Source organism: Mesorhizobium sp. B2-8-3 (assembly GCF_006440815.1).
GTDB lineage: Bacteria > Pseudomonadota > Alphaproteobacteria > Rhizobiales > Rhizobiaceae > Mesorhizobium.
Genome location: NZ_VFTW01000025.1, coordinates 60,019 through 82,278, shown reverse-complemented (window position 1 = coordinate 82,278; position 22,260 = coordinate 60,019). Strand labels below are relative to the sequence as shown.

22 protein-coding genes are annotated in these 22,260 nt (G+C 62.9%); 9 read left to right on the top strand and 13 right to left on the bottom strand.

Features of this window, described 5'->3' with window-relative positions; all coding sequences use genetic code 11:
- Positions 1–83: 83 nt before the first annotated feature.
- Positions 84–965, bottom strand: a complete 882-nt coding sequence (locus FJ418_RS26580) for a DMT family transporter (protein WP_140870728.1) — start codon at positions 963–965, stop codon at positions 84–86.
- A gap of 175 nt (positions 966–1,140) precedes the next feature.
- Between FJ418_RS26580 and FJ418_RS26575 the strand changes: the two genes are divergently transcribed.
- Complete coding sequence (locus tag FJ418_RS26575) at positions 1,141–1,644, top strand: hypothetical protein (RefSeq protein WP_140646187.1); 504 nt, start codon at positions 1,141–1,143, stop codon at positions 1,642–1,644.
- Between the two features lie 4 nt (positions 1,645–1,648).
- Here the strand turns inward: FJ418_RS26575 and FJ418_RS26570 are convergent, their stop codons facing one another.
- The gene (locus FJ418_RS26570; RefSeq protein ID WP_140870723.1) at positions 1,649–2,977 is read right to left on the bottom strand and encodes a DNA polymerase IV; all 1,329 of its coding nucleotides are present in this window, start codon (positions 2,975–2,977) and stop codon (positions 1,649–1,651) included.
- A gap of 65 nt (positions 2,978–3,042) precedes the next feature.
- Between FJ418_RS26570 and FJ418_RS26565 the strand changes: the two genes are divergently transcribed.
- The 4 genes from FJ418_RS26565 to FJ418_RS26550 all read left to right on the top strand — a co-directional run bounded on the left by FJ418_RS26565 (position 3,043) and on the right by FJ418_RS26550 (position 6,877).
- Positions 3,043–3,618: a GNAT family N-acetyltransferase gene (locus FJ418_RS26565; protein WP_140870720.1), complete on the top strand. Its 576-nt coding sequence runs from the start codon at positions 3,043–3,045 to the stop codon at positions 3,616–3,618.
- A 94-nt stretch (positions 3,619–3,712) separates the two neighbouring features.
- The gene (locus FJ418_RS26560; RefSeq protein ID WP_140870717.1) at positions 3,713–5,293 is read left to right on the top strand and encodes a hypothetical protein; all 1,581 of its coding nucleotides are present in this window, start codon (positions 3,713–3,715) and stop codon (positions 5,291–5,293) included.
- Positions 5,294–5,348: 55 nt separating this feature from the next.
- On the top strand, positions 5,349–6,542 hold the full coding sequence (locus FJ418_RS26555; RefSeq protein ID WP_140870714.1) for a hypothetical protein: 1,194 nt from the start codon (positions 5,349–5,351) through the stop codon (positions 6,540–6,542).
- A complete protein-coding gene (locus FJ418_RS26550; protein ID WP_181167096.1) occupies positions 6,527–6,877 on the top strand; it encodes a hypothetical protein in 351 nt (116 codons plus the stop codon). The genes FJ418_RS26555 and FJ418_RS26550 overlap by 16 nt, the downstream gene beginning before the upstream one ends.
- 9 nt (positions 6,878–6,886) lie before the next feature.
- On the opposite strand, the gene FJ418_RS26545 is transcribed toward FJ418_RS26550, so the two are convergent.
- Positions 6,887–7,540, bottom strand: coding sequence for a hypothetical protein (locus FJ418_RS26545; protein ID WP_140709619.1), 654 nt, complete (start codon positions 7,538–7,540; stop codon positions 6,887–6,889).
- Entirely contained in the window at positions 7,537–7,836 is a 300-nt protein-coding gene (locus FJ418_RS26540; RefSeq protein ID WP_140709621.1) for a DUF3572 domain-containing protein, read from the bottom strand. The genes FJ418_RS26545 and FJ418_RS26540 overlap by 4 nt, the downstream gene beginning before the upstream one ends.
- Before the next feature lie 242 nt (positions 7,837–8,078).
- Here FJ418_RS26540 and FJ418_RS26535 point away from each other — a divergent pair, with 242 nt between their 5' ends.
- Positions 8,079–8,450, top strand: coding sequence for a response regulator (locus FJ418_RS26535; RefSeq protein WP_027166515.1), 372 nt, complete (start codon positions 8,079–8,081; stop codon positions 8,448–8,450).
- A 33-nt stretch (positions 8,451–8,483) separates the two neighbouring features.
- Positions 8,484–9,857: a PleD family two-component system response regulator gene (locus tag FJ418_RS26530; RefSeq protein ID WP_140783235.1), complete on the top strand. Its 1,374-nt coding sequence runs from the start codon at positions 8,484–8,486 to the stop codon at positions 9,855–9,857.
- A gap of 682 nt (positions 9,858–10,539) precedes the next feature.
- Here the strand turns inward: FJ418_RS26530 and rpmG are convergent.
- The 8 genes from rpmG to FJ418_RS26480 form a co-directional block, all read right to left on the bottom strand.
- Positions 10,540–10,707: a 50S ribosomal protein L33 gene (rpmG, locus tag FJ418_RS26515; protein ID WP_006201775.1), complete on the bottom strand. Its 168-nt coding sequence runs from the start codon at positions 10,705–10,707 to the stop codon at positions 10,540–10,542.
- A 156-nt stretch (positions 10,708–10,863) separates the two neighbouring features.
- On the bottom strand, positions 10,864–11,322 hold the full coding sequence (locus FJ418_RS26510; protein WP_140858905.1) for a hypothetical protein: 459 nt from the start codon (positions 11,320–11,322) through the stop codon (positions 10,864–10,866).
- Between the two features lie 93 nt (positions 11,323–11,415).
- Positions 11,416–12,591, bottom strand: coding sequence for an MFS transporter (locus FJ418_RS26505; protein ID WP_140651175.1), 1,176 nt, complete (start codon positions 12,589–12,591; stop codon positions 11,416–11,418).
- A gap of 20 nt (positions 12,592–12,611) precedes the next feature.
- Positions 12,612–13,352 carry an NUDIX hydrolase gene (locus FJ418_RS26500; protein WP_140870705.1) on the bottom strand — a complete coding sequence of 247 codons (741 nt, stop codon included), beginning with the start codon at positions 13,350–13,352 and terminating at the stop codon, positions 12,612–12,614.
- Between the two features lie 91 nt (positions 13,353–13,443).
- A complete protein-coding gene (locus tag FJ418_RS26495) occupies positions 13,444–13,887 on the bottom strand; it encodes a DUF983 domain-containing protein (protein ID WP_140646176.1) in 444 nt (147 codons plus the stop codon).
- A complete protein-coding gene (rnr, locus tag FJ418_RS26490) occupies positions 13,887–16,193 on the bottom strand; it encodes a ribonuclease R (RefSeq protein ID WP_140870702.1) in 2,307 nt (768 codons plus the stop codon). Before rnr ends, FJ418_RS26495 begins: the two co-directional genes overlap by 1 nt.
- 6 nt (positions 16,194–16,199) lie before the next feature.
- A complete protein-coding gene (topA, locus tag FJ418_RS26485; protein WP_140870700.1) occupies positions 16,200–18,767 on the bottom strand; it encodes a type I DNA topoisomerase in 2,568 nt (855 codons plus the stop codon).
- A gap of 278 nt (positions 18,768–19,045) precedes the next feature.
- On the bottom strand, positions 19,046–19,423 hold the full coding sequence (locus tag FJ418_RS26480; protein ID WP_140870697.1) for a hypothetical protein: 378 nt from the start codon (positions 19,421–19,423) through the stop codon (positions 19,046–19,048).
- Positions 19,424–19,588: 165 nt separating this feature from the next.
- Between FJ418_RS26480 and FJ418_RS26475 the strand changes: the two genes are divergently transcribed.
- Positions 19,589–20,335 carry a cytochrome c biogenesis CcdA family protein gene (locus tag FJ418_RS26475; RefSeq protein WP_140651167.1) on the top strand — a complete coding sequence of 249 codons (747 nt, stop codon included), beginning with the start codon at positions 19,589–19,591 and terminating at the stop codon, positions 20,333–20,335.
- Between the two features lie 26 nt (positions 20,336–20,361).
- Here the strand turns inward: FJ418_RS26475 and FJ418_RS26470 are convergent, their stop codons facing one another.
- Complete coding sequence (locus FJ418_RS26470; RefSeq protein WP_140870693.1) at positions 20,362–21,741, bottom strand: hypothetical protein; 1,380 nt, start codon at positions 21,739–21,741, stop codon at positions 20,362–20,364.
- On the opposite strand from FJ418_RS26470, the gene FJ418_RS26465 reads away from it, so the two are divergent.
- Positions 21,718–22,155, top strand: coding sequence for a nuclear transport factor 2 family protein (locus FJ418_RS26465; protein WP_140646170.1), 438 nt, complete (start codon positions 21,718–21,720; stop codon positions 22,153–22,155). The genes FJ418_RS26470 and FJ418_RS26465 overlap by 24 nt on opposite strands.
- Positions 22,156–22,260 lie beyond the last annotated feature (105 nt).

Below are 22,260 nucleotides of genomic sequence, written 5' to 3'. Positions count from 1 at the left end.
ACGAGTGACCGTTGTCGTATCGAAGTCAGCCGCCGGGTCGTACCCGGCCGAACCAGGTAGCCGACCAACGAATAGCCTGATAGCTATGATGCCGCGACTTCGGCCACTTGTGGCGTCTTCTTCTGCAAATTGAGCAAGTTGCCGGCGAGGATCAGGGCGGCGCCGCCGGCGGTGAAGACGTCGATCTGCTCGTGATAGAGCAGCCAGCCGACCAGCGCCGACAGCGGCACGCGCAAAAAATCCATCGGCGAGATGATCGTGGCGTCAGCGTGGGTGAGAGCGCGGGCCAGGCAGAAATGCGACGACATGCCGGTGAAGGCGATGACGAAGATCCACGGCCAGAGCCCTGGCGAAGGGTTGTGCCAGCTATAGAGAGCGGGGATCAAGCCAACCACCGACTGGATGATCAGCATCCAGAAGATGATGCGCACCACGCTTTCGGTTTTGGTCATCGACTTCACCAGCACCATCGAGATGCCGAAGCAGACTGCGGCGCCCAGGACGACGACGTGGCCGGGGTCCATCGAACCGGCGCTTGGGCGCACGATGACGACCACGCCGATCAGACCAAGCACGATCGCCGTGAGCTTCGACCGGGACAGTCTTTCCCCCAGAAAGCTGACGGCGAGGATCGCTGTCCAGATCGGCGTGGTGAACTCGATCGAGATCAGCACGGCGAGCGGAATGAGCGTCAGCGCGTAGAGCCAGGCGGCCTGGCCGGTATAGTGGATCATGTTGCGGGCGACATGGGCGAACGGACGCTCGGTGCGCATCGCGGCAAAACCGCCGCTCATCATCACCAGCGGCAAAAGGATGAAGAAACCGATCACCGAGCGCAGCTCCAGCACCTGGAAGACGTTGAGCTCGGCTGTCGTTTCGCGACCGGCAACCGACATCGCCAGCATCGAGGCGATTGACAGAGCCATCCAGAACGCGGCTTTTGGGATCGAGGAAGCGGGCGCCATTTGGGGCCCTATCGCAAACCCGGACCCCGGCCGCAACCGTTAGCGGCGTCATTCCACTGGGCCAGCGGATCGGGTGTGAAAAAAACCGTCATCGCCGCGGCGGAACCTGGCGCCTGGGCACCAGTTAAGTCCACGCTTCCATCGGAAGGCTATGATCGCAAGAGGGGACGTCTTGATGAAATCGACTGCTGCTTTGCTGGCCGCCGCCTGTCTTTTCTGCTCGACGGGCGCGCATGCAGACGAGGCGGCTTTCCTGCGCTCGCTGCAGGGAAAGTTCTCCGGCAAGGGAACGGTCAGGATCAGGACGAACACGCCGGTGATGAACATCAATTGCACCTTCACCTCGGACGCGACGGCGGACTCGCTGTCGCTTGACGGCACCTGCCGCGCGCTGCTGATCATGTCGCGGGAAATCCGCGCCGACCTGAAGGTCAGCGGGGAGAGCTACACCGGCAGCTATATCGGCTCGCGCAGCGGGCCTGCCGGGCTCAGCGGAAGCCGCAAGGGCGATGCGATCAACCTCGACATCCATTGGGCGAAAATCGTCAATGGCGACCGCGACGCGGAGCTGACGGTCGAGAAGATCGGGCCGGACAATATGCGCATGACGGTGACCGACATGGATCCGGCAACCGGCAAGATGGTGGTGACGAGCCGGATCGACCTCAAGCGGACCTGACCCCTCAATCCTCCAGCGGCTCGGGCGGATTGGCGGCGCGGCCCTTGCCGAATGTGTAGCCGGTCTCGACGGCTTTCCTGCCGAACTTGTCGCGCAGCGTGTCCATCGCGCCTTCCGCCAGCGCGCGCTTGCGCGACTGCATGTCGACCAGGTCCGGCGGATCGGCCTTTTCGTCGTCAGAGAGGTCGCTGACGCCGATGCCGAGCAGGCGGAATTTTGTTCCGTCGGCCTCGCGGCGCAACAGATCGAGGCCGGTCTGGAAAATGCGGTCGGCCAGGCGGGTCGGGTCGCCGAGCTGGCGGTTGCGGGTGCGGAGCTTGAAATCCTGCGTCTTCAGCTTCAGCACCACGGTGCGCCCGGCAATGCCTGATTTCTTCAACCGCGCCGAGACCTTTTCCGACAGGCCGCGAAGCACCGGCACCAGTTCCGCCAAGGCGGCGATATCGGCGTCGAAGGTGGTTTCGGCAGAGACGCTCTTGGCATCGCCGCCGGGGTCGACCGGGCGATCGTCCTCGCCACGCGACAGGCGATAGAGCCGGTCGCCCATCACGCCGTAGCGGCGCATCAGGTCGCCGCGCTCCATGCGCTGCAGTTGCGCTATCATGCGGATCCCGTCGCGCTCCAGCGTCGCAGCAAGCGCCTTGCCGACGCCCCAGATCATCGTCACCGGCTGCGCGGCGAGGAAGCTTGGCGCCTCGGCTTCGCCGATCACCGAAAAACCGCGCGGCTTGCGGAAATCCGAGGCGATCTTGGCCAGGAACTTGCAGTAGGAGAGGCCGGCCGAAACGGTGATGCCAAGCTCCTTTTCCACCGTCTGCGCGAAGCGCGCCAGCACCAGCGCCGGCGGCATGCCGTGCAGCCGCTCGGTGCCGGCCAGGTCGAGAAAGGCCTCGTCGATCGACAGCGGCTCGACCTGCGGCGTCAGCGCCAGCATCAACGCGCGGACCTCGCGCCCGACGCCGACATATTTTTCCATGTCGGGCGGGATCACCACCGCTTCGGGGCACAGTTCGAGCGCCTTGAACATCGGCATGGCCGAGCGCACGCCCTGGATGCGGGCGATGTAGCAGGCAGTGGAGACGACGCCGCGCCGGCCGCCGCCGACGATCACTGGCCTGTCCTTCAGTGCCGGGTTGTCGCGCTTTTCGATCGCCGCGTAGAAGGCGTCGCAGTCGATATGGGCGATCTTGAGCCGGTAGAGCTCGGCGTGGCGGACAAGGCGCGGGCTGCCGCAGCGATCGCAGCGACGCGTCTCGGAGCGCTGGAAAGCCAGGCAGTCACGGCAAAAACCGTGTTCGGGATTGTTGACAGGAGCCGCCATCGCTGCGAACATAAAGAGAACAGATGCAATGGTACGACAGCGCAAGGCTGGCAACAAGCTTGGCCTGGGGAGAACGCATGAGCACGACCATAGCACCGCTGACCCCCGAGCGCTGGCCCGATTTCGAGGACCTCTTCGGCAAGCAGGGCGCCTGTTACGGCTGCTGGTGCACGCATTTCCGGCTGGCGCCGGCGCAACGGCGCGCCAGCGACAAAGAGCGCAACAAGGATCTCATCAAGGCGCGAATCGAAACGGGCCCACCGCCGGGGCTTTTGGCGCTCGAGGACGGCAAGGCCATCGGCTGGATGCAGATCGGGCCGCGCGCCGACGTGCCCGAATGGAACAATCAGGGCAGGGGCTCGGCGCCGGTCGATCCGGCCGATGCCGGCGATCCGGACGTGTGGGCGATCTCGTGCTTCTTCATTCGCGTCAAGGCAAGGGGAAGGGGTGTCACGCATCGTCTCGTCGAGGGCGGCATCGCCTTCGCGCGCGAGAACGGCGCGCGGCTGCTGGAAGCCTGCCCGATCGACCTGTCGCGCGATTCGCGCTCGATCGGGCTTTTCGTCGGCTCGTCACGGGTGTTCGAGAAGGCCGGCTTCCAGAGGCTTGTCGAACGCAAGCCCGGCCGGCCGCTGATGCGGCTGGTGCTTTAGCCGGATGCGCTTTTGGCTTACAGTCGGAGTCTTGCGGCTGTAACGCTTCTTGCCTACCAGAAGCACAATCCTTCCGAGATCACGGAGAACCGACGTGAAGCGTATTTTGCCACTTGCCTTTGCCCTTGCGCTCAGCGCGCCGGCTTTTGCCCAGACTGTCGACAATCAGGGCGCCAAGGAGCTGTCCGACAATCTGGCGCGTTATTTCGGCAAGCAGGCGTTCGACAAGGGCGTGCTCAAGGTTTCGGTCGAGGGCGACGCCTACAAGATCGCGTTTGACGTCAAGTCGCTCGTCAATGCGCTGCCGGAGCAGAAGCTCCTCAAATTCGACATGGCGCCATATGCCTTGATGGTGAAGCCGCGCAGCGACGGGTCCTGGGACGTCTCGTCGAATTTCTCCCAGGGTGCGTCCTTCGAGTTCGATGGACCGGAAGGCCGTCAGAGCATGGAATTCACGATCAAGGACGGTAAGCTGACCAGCGTCTATGATCCGGCGCTTGCCGCCTTCACCAACGCCACCAGCTCGTTGGCCGGGATGACCATGATGTCCCGGGAAGCCAAGCAGCAGGCCGATGTCTCGACCGGCGCCGGCACCGCCACCGTCACGGCGACCAAATCCGCCAATGGCGGCGTCGACTTCACGGCCACCCAGAAAGTTTCGGACTTCGTCGAGAAGATCAAGATCGACGATCCCAACAGCGGAATGAATTTCCCGCTCACCTTGAAAACGCCGGAACTTTCGGTGGATGCAAATGGCAAAGGCGTGCGGACGAAGCCACTGCTCGACCTGCTTGCCTTTGCCGTGGCCAACGAGGACGAAGCCAAACTCAAGGCGAACCAGGCTGAGCTCAAATCGCTCATGCTGGCCGCGCTGCCCATCTGGGAAAGGGTCGACGGCAACTACGGCTTCAAGGATTTCGAGGTGGAGAGCCCTGTCGGCAAGTTCGGGGCCGCGCAATTCAGCACCGCATTCGGCATGGACGGCGTCTCCCAGAACGGCAAGGTCGACTACAAGATCAAGGCTGCCGGCCTGACAATTCCGCGGCAGACCCTGCCGGAATGGACCGTCCCATTGCTGCCAACCGACATCGATCTGAACTTCGGCGGCGCCAATATCGATCTCGATACGATGGCGAAAAAGGCGATCGAAGCCTTTGATCTCAATAAGAATCCGCCGCTGTCGGATGAATTCGGCAGGGCTCTGGTCGCCGATTTCAAGGCCAAGAATCCGAAGGTCGTGATCGGGCACAGCACGGTGAAGAACGGCGATATCGAGGTCGCGCTGGAGGGTGAGATGACTTTTCCCGGCGAGAAGCCCGACGCGACCGTGACCATCGACGTCGCCCGCTACGACAAGATCGTCGATGCCCTGAAGGAAGCGGCCAAGAGCGATGAGCAGATGGCGCAAGCCTTCCCATTTGCGCTGGCCATCAAGGGATTTGGCAAGACACTGCCGGATGGCCGCCTGGAGTGGGTGATCGACACGAAAGCCGACGGTTCGGTCAAGGTGAACGGCGCCATGCTGAAAGGCCCGGATGCCGCCCAGGGCGATAGCGGCGAGCAGAATGACGGTGCCGACATGAACGACAATTCGAGCGGCGATGACAACGCAACCAGCGATGACGACTCGGACGGAGGCGATAATGGCGGGCCGGGCGCGAAGCTGCAGCCTTAGCGGGGCGTTAGGCCCTCACCGCGCGGGACCCTGATCTCATCAAGAGGAGAATATTGTGAGCCGTGCGTTGTCACTCGCCCTGCTGCTTGCGTTGAGCGCGCCGGCTTTCGGCCAGACCGTCGACAGTCAGGGGGCAAAGCAGCTTTCAGACAATCTGGCGCGCTACATCGGCAGAGCGGCGATCGACGAAGGCATCCTGAAGGTTTCTGTCGACGGCGATGCCTACAGGATCGGCTTTGACTTCGGCGCATTGCTCAAGAAGAACCACAGCAACGATCCGCTGACGTTCAATCTTGAGCCTTTTGCTCTGCTGGTGAGGCCACGCAGCGACGGAACCTGGAGCCTGTCATCCGATATCACGCCTGATGCGTTTCTCGATGTCGGAGGCCCCGGCGGGGCGCGCCTGTCGGTTTCCGGCGCCACATTCAGCGCCGTCTACGACCCGGCATTGGTGGCCTTCACCAGCGGGGCAAGTTCGATTGCCGACACGAAGCTGGTATCGAGGGATCCAAAAGACCCTGTCGATCTAAGCATCGGCGCCTTTACCTCTAGCTTGAATGCCAGCAAAGCTGCGGCCGGCGGCATTGATTTTACGATGAATCAGACGGCCGCTGACTTCGTCGAACACTTCACTTACGACGCGGATGAGATCGGCGTGAAGGTCCCGGGCACGCTCAGTTCGCCGAAAGTGTCGGCGGAGATTAGCGGCAAGGGGGTGCACTCGAAGGCGCTTCTCGAGCTTTTGGACTTCGCCCTCGCCAATCGCGATGATGCATCGCTGAAGATCAAGCAAGGGGAACTGAAGAAGCTTTTGACCAATGCGTTGCCGTTGTGGGACCGATTGGAGGAAAGCTACCGTTTCCACGGTTTTACCGGCGAAAGTCCGGTCGGCAAATTCACTGTGGCGGACCTCAGCGCACGGACCGGCATTGACGGGATTTCGAAAAATGGGAAGGTAGACTACACCATCAAGATGGCAGGCTTGACGCTGCCCGAGCGGTCTTTGCCAAGCTGGAGCGTGGCCTTGCTGCCCACCGATGCCGAATTGCAGTCAGCGGCGTCAACATCGACCTCGACAGCCTCGCAAGGAAAACAATCGAGGCCTTTGATCTTGCCAAGGATCCACCTCTGTCCGATGAATTTGGCGAAGCCCTGGCCGCCGATTTCATGGCCAAGACCCCCAAGATCGTGCTTGACCATAGTACAATCAAGAACGACAGCGTCGAAGTCGCTATGGAAGGCGAGGTGACGTTCCCGGGAATGAAACCGCAGGCCAGCGTAATTGTCGATATAGCGGGTTATGACAAGATCGTGCAGGCTGTTCAGGAAGGCGCCGAGACTGATCCGCAAGCTGCGCAAGCCTTCCCTGGCTTGCTCGCCATCAAGGGTTTTGCAAAGACGCTGCCGGATGGTCGCTTTGAATGGGTGGTCGACGCCAAGGCTGACGGCTCGGTCATTGTCAACGGCGCGATGTTGAAGCCGGCCGATGCTGTTCAGGATAACCCCATTATCGACCCAAGCGATGCTACCGTCCCGGACAATGACCCGGACGGCGGTGACAATGGCGCGAAGCTCCAGCCCTGAGCGTCTGAGCTAAAGCCCGAGAGCGCTGGCGATTTTTGGCGCCGCATCCCGCCAGTCCTCGACCGAGATGATGTCTTCCGGCGTTGGCGGCAAGAAGGCGCGCAGCGCGTTGTCGGCCATCAAATGGAAGAGGTGGGCATCCGCGACGGAATTGCGCGCCGAGATCAGGTTGGAGGGCTGGTCGTCGACGAAGGCGACGGACCGGCCCTTGACGCCGCGCAGCTTCGCGATTGCCGGTCCCTTGGCCATTTCCGTCGTCAGCAGCGGATAATTGAGCCCCAGCGCATCGAGATGCGCGCGGCGCACGTCGCGGTGCTTGTGCGGCATGGCGGTCAGCATGACGATCTCGGCGCTTCGGCCGAGCATCGCCAGGGCATCCGCGGCGCCGTCGGCGATGCTTTGCCAATCCGCCTGGGCATCGAAGAATTCGCCCAGGAGCGCCGTCACCTCGGGTTGCTCGATCAGCCGGCCGGTTGCCGTCTCGGCGATGTTGCCGGTCAATCGGAAGGAAGCGAGCGTCAGGCCGAAACCGCGCGACTTCAGGTAGTGCGGAAACGGCCGGATGAATTCCAGCACGACGTCGTCGACGTCGAGCACCAGCAGCGGCCGGTCATCGGCGGCAAGTTCTTCGATCTGCCGCGCCGTCTCGGGATCATCGCTCATGTCGAACGCTCGTGGTCGTCGTTGCCGAGCGGGAGCGCGCGCAGCGCCTTGCCGACGGCGGCTGGCGGGGTACCGGTCTCGTCGGCGAAGCGCAGCAGCGTCGGCTCGTGGGCGAGGATGAACTGCAGGACGCCGGCGAGGAAGCCGGGCTCGGCTGCGGCCCTCCGGATCGAGTTCGCCTCGATGCCTGTGATCGCCAGGAAGCGGGGCAGAAGTTCGGGATCGGCGGCGACGAAGCCCAGAGCCCTGACGGCAATGGTTTCCGCTTCCTCGCGCATTGACGCTGCGTTCGCCATCATTACCTTTGGAATGGTGGATTTTTTTTCGAGTCTCCTTCCGCAGTAACGGCAAGCGTCGCTTGCGGCAAGCCTCCGCTCTTTCCCGTACAACGTCCGAAGGTGGAATTGGTGCAGCTTTCCAACCTCCGGTTTCCGTTTCGTCAATCATATTGGGCTAGAGTGGAAAAGGGTTGGGTGCGGTCCGAAGGGGACGCATTGCGACGGCCTTCGGTTTCGAGGGCGGTCGGGACGGGAAACTGATGGCTAAGAAGGTCATGATCGTCGAGGACAATGAGCTTAACATGAAGCTCTTTCGGGACCTCATCGAAGCCAGCGGTTACGAGACGGTTCGCACGCGTAACGGGCTGGAGGCGCTGGATCTCGCGCGCCAGCATCGGCCGGACCTGATTCTGATGGACATCCAGTTGCCCGAAGTCTCCGGCCTGGAAGTGACGAAATGGCTTAAGGAAGACGACGAGTTGCATTCGATCCCGGTCATCGCCGTCACCGCCTTCGCCATGAAGGGCGATGAGGAGCGCATCCGCCAGGGCGGCTGCGAGGCCTATATCTCCAAGCCGATCTCGGTGCCGCGCTTCATCGAGACGATCAAATCCTATCTGGGCGACGCCTGATGCCCGAGACCAGCAGAGCCGGAGTTTGTTGAGATGACCGCGCGGATCCTCGTCGTCGACGATATCCCCGCCAATGTGCGGCTGCTGGAGGTTCGGCTGCTTGCCGAGTATTTCGAGGTGCTGACGGCCAGCAACGGCCTGGATGCGATCGAGACCTGCGAGAACGGCAAGGTCGACGTGGTGCTGCTCGATGTCATGATGCCGGACATGGACGGGTTCGAGGTCTGCAAGCGCCTGAAGAGCGATCCGGCGACCTCGCATATCCCCGTCGTCATGATCACCGCGCTCGACCAGGTGTCGGACCGGGTGCGCGGCCTCGAGGCGGGCGCGGACGATTTCCTGACCAAGCCGGTCAACGACCTGCAACTGATGACGCGCGTGAAGAGCCTGGTCAGGCTGAAGTCGCTGACCGACGAATTACGGCTGCGCGCCTCGACGACGCGCAATATCGGCATCGAAGAGCTTCTGAGCCGCGATTTCGCGACCGAGGACGCCAAGCCGAGGGTGCTGCTTGTCGACGAGCGCAAATCTTCCGTCGAACGCATCCAGAAGATGCTGCGCAACAGCGCCGAGCTGGATGTCGCGACCGATCCGAATGCCGGGTTCTTCCAGGCGGCCGAGGCGGCGTATGAATGTGTGCTGGTGTCGACCGCCTTCTCAAATTTCGATGCGCTGAGGCTCTGCTCGCAGCTGCGTTCGCTCGACCGCACCCGCTTCCTGCCGATCATGCTGCTCGCCGACGAGGGCGAGGAGGGCCGCATCCTGCGCGGGCTGGAACTCGGCATCAACGACTACCTGATCCGGCCGATCGACCAGCACGAGCTGACAGCGAGGCTGCGCACGCAGGTGCGGCGCAAGCGCTACAACGACCAATTGCGGGCCAGCGTCGCCCAGACGATCGAGATGGCGGTGATCGACGGGCTGACCGGGCTGCACAACCGGCGCTACCTCGACAGCCATCTGCAGACGCTGTTCGACCGCGCCGTGGCGCGGCGGCGGCCACTGTCGGTGATGATCACCGATCTCGATCGCTTCAAGTCGATCAACGACACCCATGGCCATGACGGCGGTGACGACGTGCTGCGCGAGTTCGCCCGGCGGCTGCGCAAGAATGTGCGCGGCATCGATCTCGCCTGCCGCTTCGGCGGCGAGGAGTTCGTCGTGGTGATGCCGGACACCGACGGCGCGGTCGCCGAGAAGGTCGCCGAGCGCATCCGCGCCGAGATCGCGCAGGCGCCTTTCGCGATCGGCAACGACGGCAAGATGATCGAGGTCACGGTCAGCGTCGGGGTGTCGTCGGTCCTGAAAGGGACGGACAGCGTCGCCGCGCTGATGAAGCGCGCCGACCTGGCGCTCTACGAGGCCAAAAGCGGCGGCCGCAACCGGGTGGTCGCCAAGGCTGCCTAGGCTGTGTTGATATTCAGGTGATGCCGGCCTGCGAACGATGGTTTCCTGCGCTTCCGGTGCTCACGTACTTTAAGTAAAGTACGCTCCGCTCCGGTTCGCGGAAACCAACGTTCTCGGCTCGGCCTGACCTGAATCTCAACACATCCCAAAAACGCGTCGCGATCTTTCACACCCAGCACGCGCCTGTCTTTGTCCCGAAACCGGTTTCCACTCTCGGGAGACATGCTCGGCAAAAAGGCGAACGATTCTCGGCCGTCCCAACAGGGTTACGAATTTACCTTAACCCAAGCGATTCGCGAGCGGTGGTTAAGAAATGGTTGATTTTTATAAGGTCTTGCGCAAATCTGCGATGCATAGACAGAAGCCGAGGCCGGCGCGAGGGTAGACGAGCCGGCTCGATCCAAAAAATACCCCATGATGCTCAGGTCCGCCGCATCTCCTGGGTCCGTGGGGTCGGCCGGCCGGCGCTGGCGCATAGTGGCCTCCTCGTACCGCTGCCAAACGCCGACCGGCCCCCTTTTCTCAAAAACCGACATCGGAAGCTTGCGCAGACAGTCGTGCAGGCTCCCCAGCCGTTCGGTCTTTCCGTCTGCCGGGAAACCGTGTCGGACTTTTCCTGGAATTGCTCCAAAACAAAAACGCCGCCCGAGGGGCGGCGTTTTGATTTCTCGGGATAACCAGATTACTTGATCTTGGTTTCCTTGAACTCGACGTGCTTCTTGGCGACCGGGTCGTACTTGCGGAACGAGAGCTTGTCCGTCTTGGTACGGCTGTTCTTGCTGGTGACGTAGAAGAACCCGGTGTCGGCGGTCGACAGAAGCTTGATCTTGATGTTTGCGGCTTTGGCCATGATTTTCGTCCGTTAATGTTCGTGGAGTTTTGGCCGCTGGAGCACGGGGAAAACACCCGGACGCGGGAAACTTGGCGCGACACATAAAGAACGCGCCCGGAAAGTCAAGCCCGGGCGCCTTCCCTGCCCCATTTGGACATGGCCGATCTCGCCGCTTCAGGCGTTCTCGCCGACCCGCTGAGCCGTTTTTTTCCAGTCGCCCGTGGTGTTCCACCAACGGTTGGGATTGGCATGGTCGTCAAGACCCTTGGAACGGCTGGCGAGCAGCGGTTGGATGCGGATGACGGGCTCCTGATAGGAGTGGGCCTGGAATATCGCCTCGACGACACGAGCGGCGAGCGGCTGGTCGTCGGCGATCTCGAACGACACTTCAACGGTGCCGGGCCGCCGGCGCAATTCCGTCTCGGCGCCCGCGGCGGCGCCCTCGAGCGGCCGATAGCGCTCGACGCCTTGCGCCGACTGATAGGCGTTGCTGTCATATTTGCCCATGCGCAGCGGCGTGATCGCCACCACCGCCTCCATGATGCGCTCGACATCGGCGGCCGGCGCCTGGAATGTGACGAGCAGAAGCAGTTCCATCCTGAGGGATTTGGTTTCAAAGCCGCTGTCGATCATCGCAATTCTCCTACTTCGCGCTGGAGACAGGGTATAGCAGGGGTGCTGCTGACACGGTGATGTCAGGATGCCCGACGCTTCAGCGGCATTTGCCTACAGAATCTTGCGCACCAGTCTGACCAGGATCAGAGCCATGTAGGCAGCGAAGAAAAAGGCCAGAGACCAGCCGAAGCCGGATGGACCGAAGGCATCCATGCCGATGCCGATCGCCTGCGGACCCAGCACCATGCCGACACCATAGCAAAGCACGAAGGCAGCATTGGCGGATGCCAGTTCATGGCCGGACAGCTGCGAGCCGAGATGGGCAAGGCCGATCGTGTACATGGCGGCGACGACGCCGCCCCAGACGAACAGGAGGGCCGCCATCAGATGCCAGTTCTGTGCGAAGAACGGCATGAAAACCGTGCCGATGAGGCCGACCGTGGCGCAGGCCAGCAGCAGGTAGCGCCGGTCGGAAACGCGGTCGCTGATCATGCCGATCGGGATCTGCAGAAGCACATTGCCGAGCCCGATCATTGTCAGGAGCAGCGCGGCGTCGGCTTCCGAATAGCCGATACGGCTGCCATAGACGGGGAAGAGCGAGAAACCGCCGGTCTCGACGGCGCCGAAAACAAGCACGGCGAAGGTCGCGGTCGGCACCAGCCAGATATAGCGCAGGAAGTGGCTGGTCTCGCTGTCGGCGACGATGGTCGGACTCTCGTTGCGGGCCGCCAGCACCGGAATAGCGGCAAGCGTCACCAGCACTATGGTGACGCCGAACGGCAGGAAGCCCGTGCTGCCGAGATGGGCGAACAGCCAGGGTCCGGCGGCAAAGCCGAGCGACAGCACGGTGGCGTAGATGCCAAGCACAAGGCCGCGCCGGTTCGGCGGGGCGGAGGTGCTGATCCAGAATTCCGACAGGATGAACAGCACCGTCAGCGAGATGTGCAGGGCGACGCGGAGCGGAAACCACATCCAGAAATCCGGCGCGAAATGGAAGCCGACAAAGGCGAGCGCGCCGATGGCAATCATCAACAGCATGGTCCAGGCGACGCCGAGCCGCATGGCAAGCGGGGTGGCGAGTGGCGCGCCGGCAATCGAGGCGAGACCGGCGACGGCCGTGTTGAGGCCGATCATCGAAGCGGAATGGCCGCGGCTTTCCAGAATGACGCTGAGCAGCGGCATGCCGAGGCCGATGGCGATGCCGACGACGCTGATCGAGGAGATCGCCGCGATCATCGGCAGCCAGTGTACGCGTTCGTCGCCCTGTTCTTGGGTATCGACCGTCATGGGATCAAAATGCTCTGCTTCTAAAGGACTTCGCGGACAAAGCGGTTGCGGACGAGCCGGAAGAACGGCACGGCGCCCCCCGGCCGCAGCAAGGGATCGTCGGCAAGCCGACCTTCCAGTTCTTCCAGGATCATGCCGGTGATGTCGGGGATGTCGGCCTTGCGGGCATCGGCAAGCGGCAGCCAGACGAGTTCTTCGAGCTCGTTGGTCGGACCGCCGCCGGGCAATTCCACGGCAACGTCGTGGCGCCAGGCGCTGAAGAAACGCGTATCGAAACGGCGTACGCGATTGGGCGGGGTGATGGCGCGGGCGATGAAGCGGAGCACGTCCAGCGAGGGGACCACGCCATGTTCGGCGAAACCCTGCCAGTCGCGCTTTGCGGTCGAGAAGGCGCCCTTGCGGCCGATCAGCAGGCCGGCTTCCTCATAGGTCTCGCGAATCGCCGACAGGGCGATTGCGCGCGCCCGCGTCGCGCTCGCGCGGCCAGGGCCTGAGACCAACCTACTTTCTTCCTCATCGGGCAGAGGGGCGGCGACGGGAATGCGGCTGTCGGCGGGATCGGTGCGGCCGCCGGGGAAGACGAATTTCCCGGGCATGAAGGCGTGCCCGGCATGGCGCCGGCCCATCAGCACCAGAACGTCCTTGCCCCGGCGATCGAGCAGAATGAGGGTCGCGGCATCGCGCGGACGCAGTGCCCGGCCGTTGCGCACGGCCAGGCCCTTATCGAGCTTGTCGACATCCGCCTTGGTCATTCGTTCCATGCGCTCGACCTAGCGGAAACTTCCCGGATGCGAAAGTGGCTTGCGCGTCGCGGCCTTTGCACCAGGGCCGGCAGCGGCGCGACCTGGCTTATCAATGGCTCTCGAATTCGTCTTTCTCGTCGCCGAAGCCGTGCATATAAAGCGCCCATTGCAGGCCGATGACGGCGCCCTTGACCGGCTGCAACAGCACGAGCGCGAGAATGATGGTCAACGGCACCCAGATCAGCGCGTGCTGCCAGGTCGAGAGCGTGGTGGCGGCCTCCACCGCCATGAACGAGCCAACCACGATATGGCCGACGATGACGATGACCAGATAGGCAGGCAGGTCGTCCGCGCGATGGTGGTGCAGTTCCTCGCCGCAGACCTCGCACTTGTCCACGGGCTTCACGAAAGCGTGGAACAGCTTTCCCTTGCCGCAATGCGGGCAACGGCCGAGCATCCCGCGCTTGATCGCCGTCCACAGCGGACGCGCGACGCGGCCTGAGTGGTGCTCGCCGCCGAAAACCTGTTCTTCCACCCGCAAATCGCCTGGCATCATCTTCTCCTGCCGCGCGGACCGACGCGCGATTGCGACGCGCGGGCGCGGCCTTTGGCCTTGTGGAACGACCGCTTTGAGCCGGGCAGGGGCTTCGGGTCGGTCAGCATCTCGAAACGCATCGCACCGGCCATCGGCGCGACCTCGATCAACCGGACTTCGACGCGGTCGGCAAGCTGATAGCCTTTGCCGGTGCGTTCCCCGAACAGCGATCGGGCGGTTTCGTCATAGATATAGTAGTCGCCGCCCAGAGTTGACACCGGAATAAAGCCGTCGGCGCCGTACTGCGGCAATTGGACAAAGAGCCCCGCCTTGGTGACGCCGGAGATGCGCGCGTCGAACGTGTCGTTGACGCGCTCGGCGAGATAGGCGGCGATCAGCCGGTCGACCGTATCGCGCTCGGCGGCCATGGCGCGGCGTTCCGTGGCCGAGATCAGCGCGGCGGCCTCTTCCAGCCTGTCCGCCTCCTGCTGCGTCAAGCCGCCGGGACCCAGATCAAGCGCCGCGATCAATCCGCGGTGCACGATCAGATCGGCATAGCGGCGGATCGGCGAGGTGAAATGCGCGTAGCGCCTGAGGTTGAGGCCGAAATGGCCGATATTCTTCGGCGAATACTCGGCCTGGCTCTGCGAGCGCAGCACCACTTCGTTGACCAGCGCCTCGTTGTCGGCGCCGCGCACCCGCTCCAGGATGCCGTTGAATTGGCTAGGCCGCATCTGCGCGCCGCGCGCCAAGGACAGGCTGAGCGTTTGCAGGAACTCGCGCAGCGATTCCTGCTTGGCGAGCGACGGCGCGTCATGGATGCGATAGACGAGCGGCTCTTTCCTGCCCTCCAGGGTTTCGGCGGCGGCAACATTGGCCTGGATCATGAACTCTTCGATCAGCTTATGCGCATCGAGTCGCTCCGGCACGGTGACCCGGTCAACCGTGCCGTCGGGCTTCAACAGGATCTTGCGCTCCGGCAGGTCGAGCTCCAGCGGCTGGCGGGCGTCGCGGCCGCGCTTTAGCACCGCGTAGGCGTCCCAGAGCGGCTTCAGCACGCCATCGAGGATCGGCCGCGTCTTGTCGTCGGGTACCCCGTCGATCGCGGCCTGCGCCTGCGGGTAGGAGAGCTTGGCGGCCGACTTCATCATGACGCGGTGGAAGGAGTGCCTGAGCTTGCGGCCTTCCGAGGAGAAGGTCATGCGCACGGCGATGGCCGGCCTGTCCTCGCCTTCGCGCAGCGAGCAGAGATCGTTGGAGATGCGTTCGGGCAGCATCGGCACGACGCGGTCCGGAAAATAGACCGAATTGCCGCGCTTCAAGGCTTCGCGGTCGAGCGGCGTGCCATAGCGCACATAGGCGGCGACATCGGCGATCGCCACCGTGACGACGACGCCTCCGGGATTCTTCTCGTCCGCGTCGGGCGTGGCGAAGACGGCGTCGTCATGGTCCTTCGCGTCGGCCGGATCGATGGTCACCAGCGGCAGGTTGCGCCAATCCTCGCGGTGATCGAGCGTCGCCGGCTTCACCGCTTCGGCCTCGGCAATCACGTCCGCCGGAAAGACATGGGGAATGTCGTGGGCGTGGATGGCGATCATCGAGACAGCCTTCTCGCTGCTCAGCGATCCCAGCACCGCCAACACTTTCGCCCTGGGCAGTCCGTAACGGGATGCGCGCGCCGGCTCGACCTCGACGAGGTCGCCGTTCCTGGCGCCGTTCTGGAATTCCTTGTCGACGATCAGCTCTGGCTGGCGCCGTTCGACCGGCTCGATGCGCAACGTGCCATCCTTCAGTACGCGGAAGACGCCGAGCACCGCATCGCTGCGCTTCTCGAAGATCTTCATCACCCGCCCGGTATAGGCGGGGCCTGAGGGATCGTCGGTCGGGAAGGTTTTTGCGAGCACACGATCGCCGATGCCGGGCACCGGGCCGTTGGCGCCGCGCGAAATGCGAATGGCGATGACCGGCGGCGAGCCGTTGCCAGTGTATTCGTTCGGATGCGCCAGAAGCATGCCGTCGTCGTCGCGGCCGAAAATGTCGAGCACCGCGACATGAGGCACGGCGCCCGCGCGGGTGAGGCGCTTGCGCTCCTTGTTAAGGAGGCCCTCGTCCTGCAGGTCGCGCAACAGGTCTTTCAGCCAGATGCGGTCCTCGCCACGCAGCGCGAAGGCCTTGGCGATCTCGCGCTTGCCGGAGCGGTCGGGATTTTCGGCGATGTAGCGCAGGATTTCGTCGCGAGAAGGTCGATAGTCGTCTTTGACCTTGGCCCTGGTGTCGGCGTGGCGCGGATCGCCGTGGCTTCTTCCGGAGATCCTGCGCGCCACGTCCCGCTACCCCTTCTTCGCCGCCCTGCGGAAGAGCTTTTTGCCGCCTCCGCCCTTGGCCTCTCTTTCGGCAATCAGGGTGAGCGCCTCTTCCATCGTCACCGATTGCGGATCCTTGCCCTTGGGCAGCGTCGCATTGACCTTGCCGTAGTTGACATAGGGCCCGTATTTGCCGTCGCGCACGACGATCTTGCCGCCGCCATCGGGATGGTCGCCAAGCTCCTTGAGCGCCGCGGCGGTGCCGCCATTGCGGCCGCCCTTGCCCTTCTGCTGTTTCTCGGCGATTACCGAGACGGCGCGGTTGAGGCCGATCGAGAACACGTCCTCGATGCTTTCCAGATTGGCATAGGTGCCGTCATGCAGCACGAACGGGCCGTAGCGTCCGAGACCGGCCGAGATCATCTTGCCAGATTCGGGATGTTTTCCGACGTCACGCGGCAGGGCCAGCAGCGCCAGCGCCTTTTCGTGGTCGATCGACTCGGGCGTCCAGCCCTTGGGCAGGCTCGAGCGCTTGGCCTCCTTGCCTTCGCCGCGCTGGATATAGGGGCCGAAACGGCCGCTCCTCAGCGTGATTTCCTCGGCGGTGTAAGGATCCTTGCCGAGCAGCTTGACGCCGTCCTCCCCATTGCCGTTCTCGCCGTTGGGATTGGCGGCGTCGCCGAGCTGGCGGGTGTAGGAACACTCCGGATAGTTCGAGCAACCGACGAAGGCGCCGAATTTGCCGAGTTTCAGCGAGAGGTTGCCTGAGCCGCATTTCGGGCAAATGCGCGGGTTGGAGCCGTCCTCGCGTTCCGGGAAGACAAGCGGCGCCAGTTCTTCGTTGAGCGCATCGAGCACGTCCGTGACGCGCAGTTCCTTGATGTCGTCCACCGCGCCGGAGAAATCCTTCCAGAAGTCGCGCAGCACGTCCTTCCAGGCGAGCTTGCCGTCGGAAATCTCGTCGAGCTTTTCCTCGAGCGAAGCGGTGAAATCATACTCGACATAACGCTCGAAGAAGCTTTCGAGGAAGGCAGAGAGCAGCCGGCCCTTGGCCTGCGGCACCAGCCGGCGCCGGTCGATGGTGACGTAGTCGCGATCCTCGAGCGTCTTCAGAATCGCGGTGTAGGTCGACGGCCGGCCGATGCCGAGCTCTTCCAGCTTCTTGATCAGCGACGCCTCGGAGTAGCGCGGCGGCGGCTCGGTGGTGTGCTGGGTGGCGTTGATCGCCTGGCGGGCGAGCTGCTCGCCGGAGCGGATCTCGGGCAGACGGCGGCTCTCCTCGTCCTCCGCGTCCTCGTCCTTCTGGTCGGTATAGGCGGCGATGAAGCCGTCGAAGCGGATAACCGAACCGACGGCGCGAAGCTCGGCAGTGCGAGCGCCGTTGACCGCCTCGATCTCGACCGTGGTGCGTTCGATCTCGGCCGGCTGCATCTGGCTGGCGATGGCGCGCTTCCAGATCAGCTCATAGAGGCGGGCCTGGTCGGCATCGAGATACTGCCTGACCGATTGAGGCGTGCGGTTGAAATCGGTCGGGCGGATCGCCTCGTGCGCTTCCTGGGCGTTCTTGGCCTTGGTGGTGTAGTAACGCGGCTTTTCCGGCAGGTATTTCGCGCCGAACTCGCTGACGATGGCGCTGCGGGCAGCCTCGATCGCCTCGGGCGCCATCTGCACGCCGTCGGTTCGCATATAGGTGATGAGGCCGGCGGTCTCGCCGCCGACATCCATGCCTTCATAGAGCTTTTGCGCCACCTGCATGGTGCGCGTGGCCGAGAAGCCGAGCCCGGAGGAGGCGGCCTGCTGCAGCGTCGAGGTGGTGAAGGGCGGGCCGGGATTGCGTTTTGTCGGCTTGGCCTCGACCGACAGCGCCTTGAAGGTCGCGCCTTCCAGCATCGCCTTGATGTCGTCGGCCTGAGCCTTGTTGGCGATGTCGAGCTTCTGCAGCCTCTTGCCGGCAAAGGCGGTCAGCCGCGCTTCGAAACTGTCCTTGCGCGGCGTGTCGAGGATGGCAGCGATCTGCCAGTATTCCTCGCGGATGAAGCGTTCGATCTCGGATTCGCGGTCGCAAACCAGGCGCAGCGCCACCGACTGGACGCGGCCGGCCGAGCGGGCGCCCGGCAGCTTGCGCCACAGCACCGGCGAGAGCGTGAAGCCGACGAGATAATCGAGCGCACGGCGGGCGAGATAGGCGTCGACCAGCGGCGCGTCGATCTGGCGCGGATTGGCCATGGCATCGAGCACCGAGGCCTTGGTGATGGCGTTGAAGACGACGCGGCTGACCGGCTTGTCCTTCAGCGCGCGCTTCTGCTTCAGGACTTCCAGCACATGCCAGGAAATCGCTTCGCCCTCGCGATCCGGGTCGGTGGCGAGGATCAGCCCATCGGCATCCTTGACCGCCTTGGCGATGTCGGCGAGGCGCTTGCCGGACGCGGTGTCGACCGACCAGGACATGGCGAAGTCCTCGTCGGGCCGCACCGAGCCGTCCTTGGCCGGCAGATCGCGGACATGGCCGAAGGAGGCCAGGACCTTATAGTTCTTGCCGAGATATTTGTTGATTGTCTTCGCCTTGGCCGGCGATTCGACGACGACGACGTCCATGAGGTCTCTTAATCAGCTGTGAGGTGGCGGAAGAACTCCGCGACGCACGACGAAATCCCACTCTTTTCGTCGCTCACATGGCCGTGCTTTTGCAATCGGTCAAGGGGAGGCGGCCAATTTGGGAAGCGGCCGCCGGCAATACACTCTAAGAGTGTATGGCAAAGATCACATTTTTGGGGATGGATGCATGCACGCCTCAAACCGGGCGGGCGACCGGTAAAAGAGGACCGGCTGCCGGATCAAGGGAGCCGGCAACCGGAGCATTCAACAGCGTTGCCTCAATCTGCCTTGACGACGTGCCAGGCGCCGGCAACGCCTTCGCCGGTCATGTCGCCGGCCTTCTTGTCCTTGACGAAGGTATAGACCGGCTTGCCGTCATAGGCCCACATCTTGCTGCCGTCGGTGCGGTCGACGATCGTCCATTCATCGTCGGTCTTGGCGCCGGCCTCGGCCTTCAGCGGCGGCCAGTTGGCGGCGCATTTGTCGTAGCAGCTGGATTTGCCCTTCTTGTCCTTGTCGAACGTGTAAAGCGTCATGCCTTTGGCGTCGGTATAGATCTTCTTGCCGCCGACTTCAGCTTCCTTCCATGCTTCGGCGGCATGGGACGCTGCGGTGCCGAGCAGAAGGGCGGCAAACCCGAGTGCGATCGATTTCATGACAATCTCCCTGAGAACGAGCGCACGGCAATCGCACGCCTATTCCGACAACGCATTGGCGCGGCTATTTCTTCCTTGGCGAAGCGGCGACGTGCCACACAATGGTGATTGGCAGGCGCGCGCCTGCATCGCTATATCGACGCCAGCACAATCGGGACTCATTGGATGGCATTGGACATCGGCTATGTCAGCGCGGTCGGAGCAGGGGCGATCTCTTTCCTGTCGCCTTGTGTGCTGCCGCTGGTGCCGCCCTATCTCTGCTACATGGCCGGCGTTTCGGTCGACGATTTCCGCGGCAACCAAAGCGTGACGGCAAAGGAAGGCGCGCGTGGCGCGCTGCTCTACGCTTCGCTCGCCTTCGTGCTCGGCTTTTCCTCCGTCTTCGTGGCGCTCGGGGCCGGCGCCTCGACCATCGGCCGCCTGCTGCGCGTCTGGCAGGAGCCGCTGGCGATGGCGGCGGGCGTGCTGATCATCATCATGGGCCTCAACTTCCTCGGCATCCTGCGCATTCCGCTCCTGTCGCGCGAGGCGCGCTTCCAGTCGCAGGGCAAGCCTGCCAGCATGATCGCGGCCTATGTCATGGGGCTGGCCTTCGCCTTCGGCTGGACGCCTTGCATCGGCCCGGTGCTGGGGCCGATCCTGACTTTGGCCGGCGGGCGCGAGACCGTTGGCGAGGGCGCGCTGCTGCTTGCCGCCTATTCGCTGGGTCTAGGCATCCCGTTCCTGATCGCAGCGCTGTTTTCCGGTGCCTTCATGCGTTTCCTCGGCAAATTCCGCGTCCATCTCGGCCGTGTGGAAAAGGCGATCGGCGCGCTGCTGGTCGTCGCCGGCGTGTTCTTCCTGACCGGCGGCGTGCAGAGCGCGTCGTATTGGCTGCTGGAGAATTTTCCGGTGCTGGGACGGCTGGGGTAGCGGTCCGGCGCCCGTTTTGTGAGTCGTCAGAAATGAGGCTCGACACGCTGGAAAACGCAAATGGTCTTGAACCCATCAGCAAGCGGCCGGACGAGGACAGCGGTGGGGCGCTGGTCCCGGTTGGAAGGTTGGGCCAGCAAGTAAAGCCGTCCATCGATCCGCTGCGTATCGAAGTGCACGTAGCGCCGGCTTACATTCGGGTAGAGGCGGGGGAGTTGGCCTGATATGACGCTCCATCCCGAGGGCAATTCGTCCGAAAACGTGTCGCCGTCGTCAAGCATACTCTCTTTCAGGACTGTCGATGGATCAGCTGCGAGCGGCGCCAAGAGCATGACATCGCCGTCGAAATAATGATTGGTTCCACTCCAGCGGACAAGCTTGCGACGCACGCCGGGCGAGACCTCGATCGTCGCCACCTTGATGTCGAGATCTTGCTGCGCGGTGTCCGTGGGAAAGACGTTGGCGTTGTCGTTCGTGGAGGTGCTGACGTTCTCAAATCCTCCCTGTCGAAGATGCAGGAATTTTCGACAAAGACGCAGCTCAGTCGTTCCATGCGCCAGCAATATGGTGCCAACTGGTGGCCGGCGACCCGGCGGCGCATATTCGACGCGATCGACCTTGTACCGGTTCAGTTGGAAAGGCTCATCCAGGCAGACAATGGGTCCCTTGTCCGGCGCCTCGTCTCCGGCGACATGACAATAGCTAAGCCGATCCGGCCTGATCACCATCCCGATCAGCCAGCGCTTTTTGTCCGTCGCGTAGCCAGGCTTCCACTCTTTGCGCGAAAAAATCTTTCGCTTCGCAATCCAAAGGCTGAAGAAGGCTGGCGGATCGGCGCCGCCCTGACCATACCCAAAAGCCTGGTCTTGCCCATCACGGAGGCGGATCGTCCAGCCATTGACCATGGTGCAATTCGATCGACCCGTGGTAGGCGTCGCCGATAATCCCTGATCGACGCTGGTGGGCAGTCGGCGATACCCGACCGGATCTTCGTCAATCGTCAGCGTAAAGCGGATCAGCGCGACGTTACCGCCGGGTTGGCAAACAACCTCGACATGCGGAGTGGTGTAATCGGCCCGAGCCGTGCCCGCACAGATCGATATGAAAATGAAAAATATAAACACGGCGAAAGCTTCAAAGCCGTGGCTCAACATCTGAAGCCTTTCCTTCAGTGCACGCCGGCGCCATAAACGGGGCGGCCAGATGATGATGACGACGGTATCTAACACAAACTTTTTCCCGAAATTTCTGCAATACCAAGGACCACTGAGAAACTGTTGGAAAATTTTGTGCGTGGGCGGTTGGCTTGATACCCAGATCGGAACGATGCCGAAAAGCCGACGCTGCCGAATCGCAAGCACAACACCGATAGCGAGGCGATAATGGTAGCCAAGGCGGACGTGCAAAAGTTCTTCAAGACCTACGAGAAGGTCTACAACGACGCGATCGCCGGCAATGTCGACATGGACGATTTTGGAGCGATGTATTCGACCGGATTTGTCTCGGTCACCCCGGCTGGCGTCATGGTCGGCGAGAACGGCAAGAAATTTCAAGATACGATGAGGAAGGGTTTTGAAGCCTATCGGGCGATGGGCAGCAAGACGATGACCTGCAAGGATGTCTCGGTGACGGCCATCGATCAGGACCGTTGCGTGGCCAAGGTAGAATGGTCGGGCGAATACGAACGCAAGGACAAAAGGCTCGTGACCATCGATTTCGAAGTCGATTATCTCGTCGAAAGGCGCGAAGGCAGCCTGAAGGTGTTTGGCTGGATCGCCGGTGACGAGCAGGCGGAATTCAACAAGCACGGGCTGTTGTAAGCTCTGCCCGTCGGATTTGGTCGTGGACCAGCTGATTAAGAGTCAGCCGCTCCACCATCTCACCGGAATTTAACCGCATTGGTGCAGCATAGCGCCAATGCTAAA

What these genes read in the sequence shown, in the direction of transcription:
- FJ418_RS26540 (WP_140709621.1), bottom strand. Translation starts at nt 7,836, where the DNA reads ATGGCGAACGCAGCGTCAATGCGCGAGGAAGCGGAAACCATTGCCGTC.
- FJ418_RS26465 (WP_140646170.1), top strand. Translation starts at nt 21,718, where the DNA reads ATGGTAGCCAAGGCGGACGTGCAAAAGTTCTTCAAGACCTACGAGAAG.
- FJ418_RS26500 (WP_140870705.1), bottom strand. Translation starts at nt 13,352, where the DNA reads ATGGAACGAATGACCAAGGCGGATGTCGACAAGCTCGATAAGGGCCTG.
- FJ418_RS26530 (WP_140783235.1), top strand. Translation starts at nt 8,484, where the DNA reads ATGACCGCGCGGATCCTCGTCGTCGACGATATCCCCGCCAATGTGCGG.
- FJ418_RS26505 (WP_140651175.1), bottom strand. Translation starts at nt 12,591, where the DNA reads ATGACGGTCGATACCCAAGAACAGGGCGACGAACGCGTACACTGGCTG.
- FJ418_RS26475 (WP_140651167.1), top strand. Translation starts at nt 19,589, where the DNA reads ATGGCATTGGACATCGGCTATGTCAGCGCGGTCGGAGCAGGGGCGATC.
- FJ418_RS26580 (WP_140870728.1), bottom strand. Translation starts at nt 965, where the DNA reads ATGGCGCCCGCTTCCTCGATCCCAAAAGCCGCGTTCTGGATGGCTCTG.
- topA (WP_140870700.1), bottom strand. Translation starts at nt 18,767, where the DNA reads ATGGACGTCGTCGTCGTCGAATCGCCGGCCAAGGCGAAGACAATCAAC.
- FJ418_RS26570 (WP_140870723.1), bottom strand. Translation starts at nt 2,977, where the DNA reads ATGTTCGCAGCGATGGCGGCTCCTGTCAACAATCCCGAACACGGTTTT.
- FJ418_RS26545 (WP_140709619.1), bottom strand. Translation starts at nt 7,540, where the DNA reads ATGAGCGATGATCCCGAGACGGCGCGGCAGATCGAAGAACTTGCCGCC.
- rpmG (WP_006201775.1), bottom strand. Translation starts at nt 10,707, where the DNA reads ATGGCCAAAGCCGCAAACATCAAGATCAAGCTTCTGTCGACCGCCGAC.
- FJ418_RS26495 (WP_140646176.1), bottom strand. Translation starts at nt 13,887, where the DNA reads ATGCCAGGCGATTTGCGGGTGGAAGAACAGGTTTTCGGCGGCGAGCAC.
- FJ418_RS26510 (WP_140858905.1), bottom strand. Translation starts at nt 11,322, where the DNA reads ATGATCGACAGCGGCTTTGAAACCAAATCCCTCAGGATGGAACTGCTT.
- FJ418_RS26480 (WP_140870697.1), bottom strand. Translation starts at nt 19,423, where the DNA reads ATGAAATCGATCGCACTCGGGTTTGCCGCCCTTCTGCTCGGCACCGCA.
- FJ418_RS26535 (WP_027166515.1), top strand. Translation starts at nt 8,079, where the DNA reads ATGGCTAAGAAGGTCATGATCGTCGAGGACAATGAGCTTAACATGAAG.
- FJ418_RS26575 (WP_140646187.1), top strand. Translation starts at nt 1,141, where the DNA reads ATGAAATCGACTGCTGCTTTGCTGGCCGCCGCCTGTCTTTTCTGCTCG.
- FJ418_RS26550 (WP_181167096.1), top strand. Translation starts at nt 6,527, where the DNA reads ATGGAAGGCGAGGTGACGTTCCCGGGAATGAAACCGCAGGCCAGCGTA.
- FJ418_RS26565 (WP_140870720.1), top strand. Translation starts at nt 3,043, where the DNA reads ATGAGCACGACCATAGCACCGCTGACCCCCGAGCGCTGGCCCGATTTC.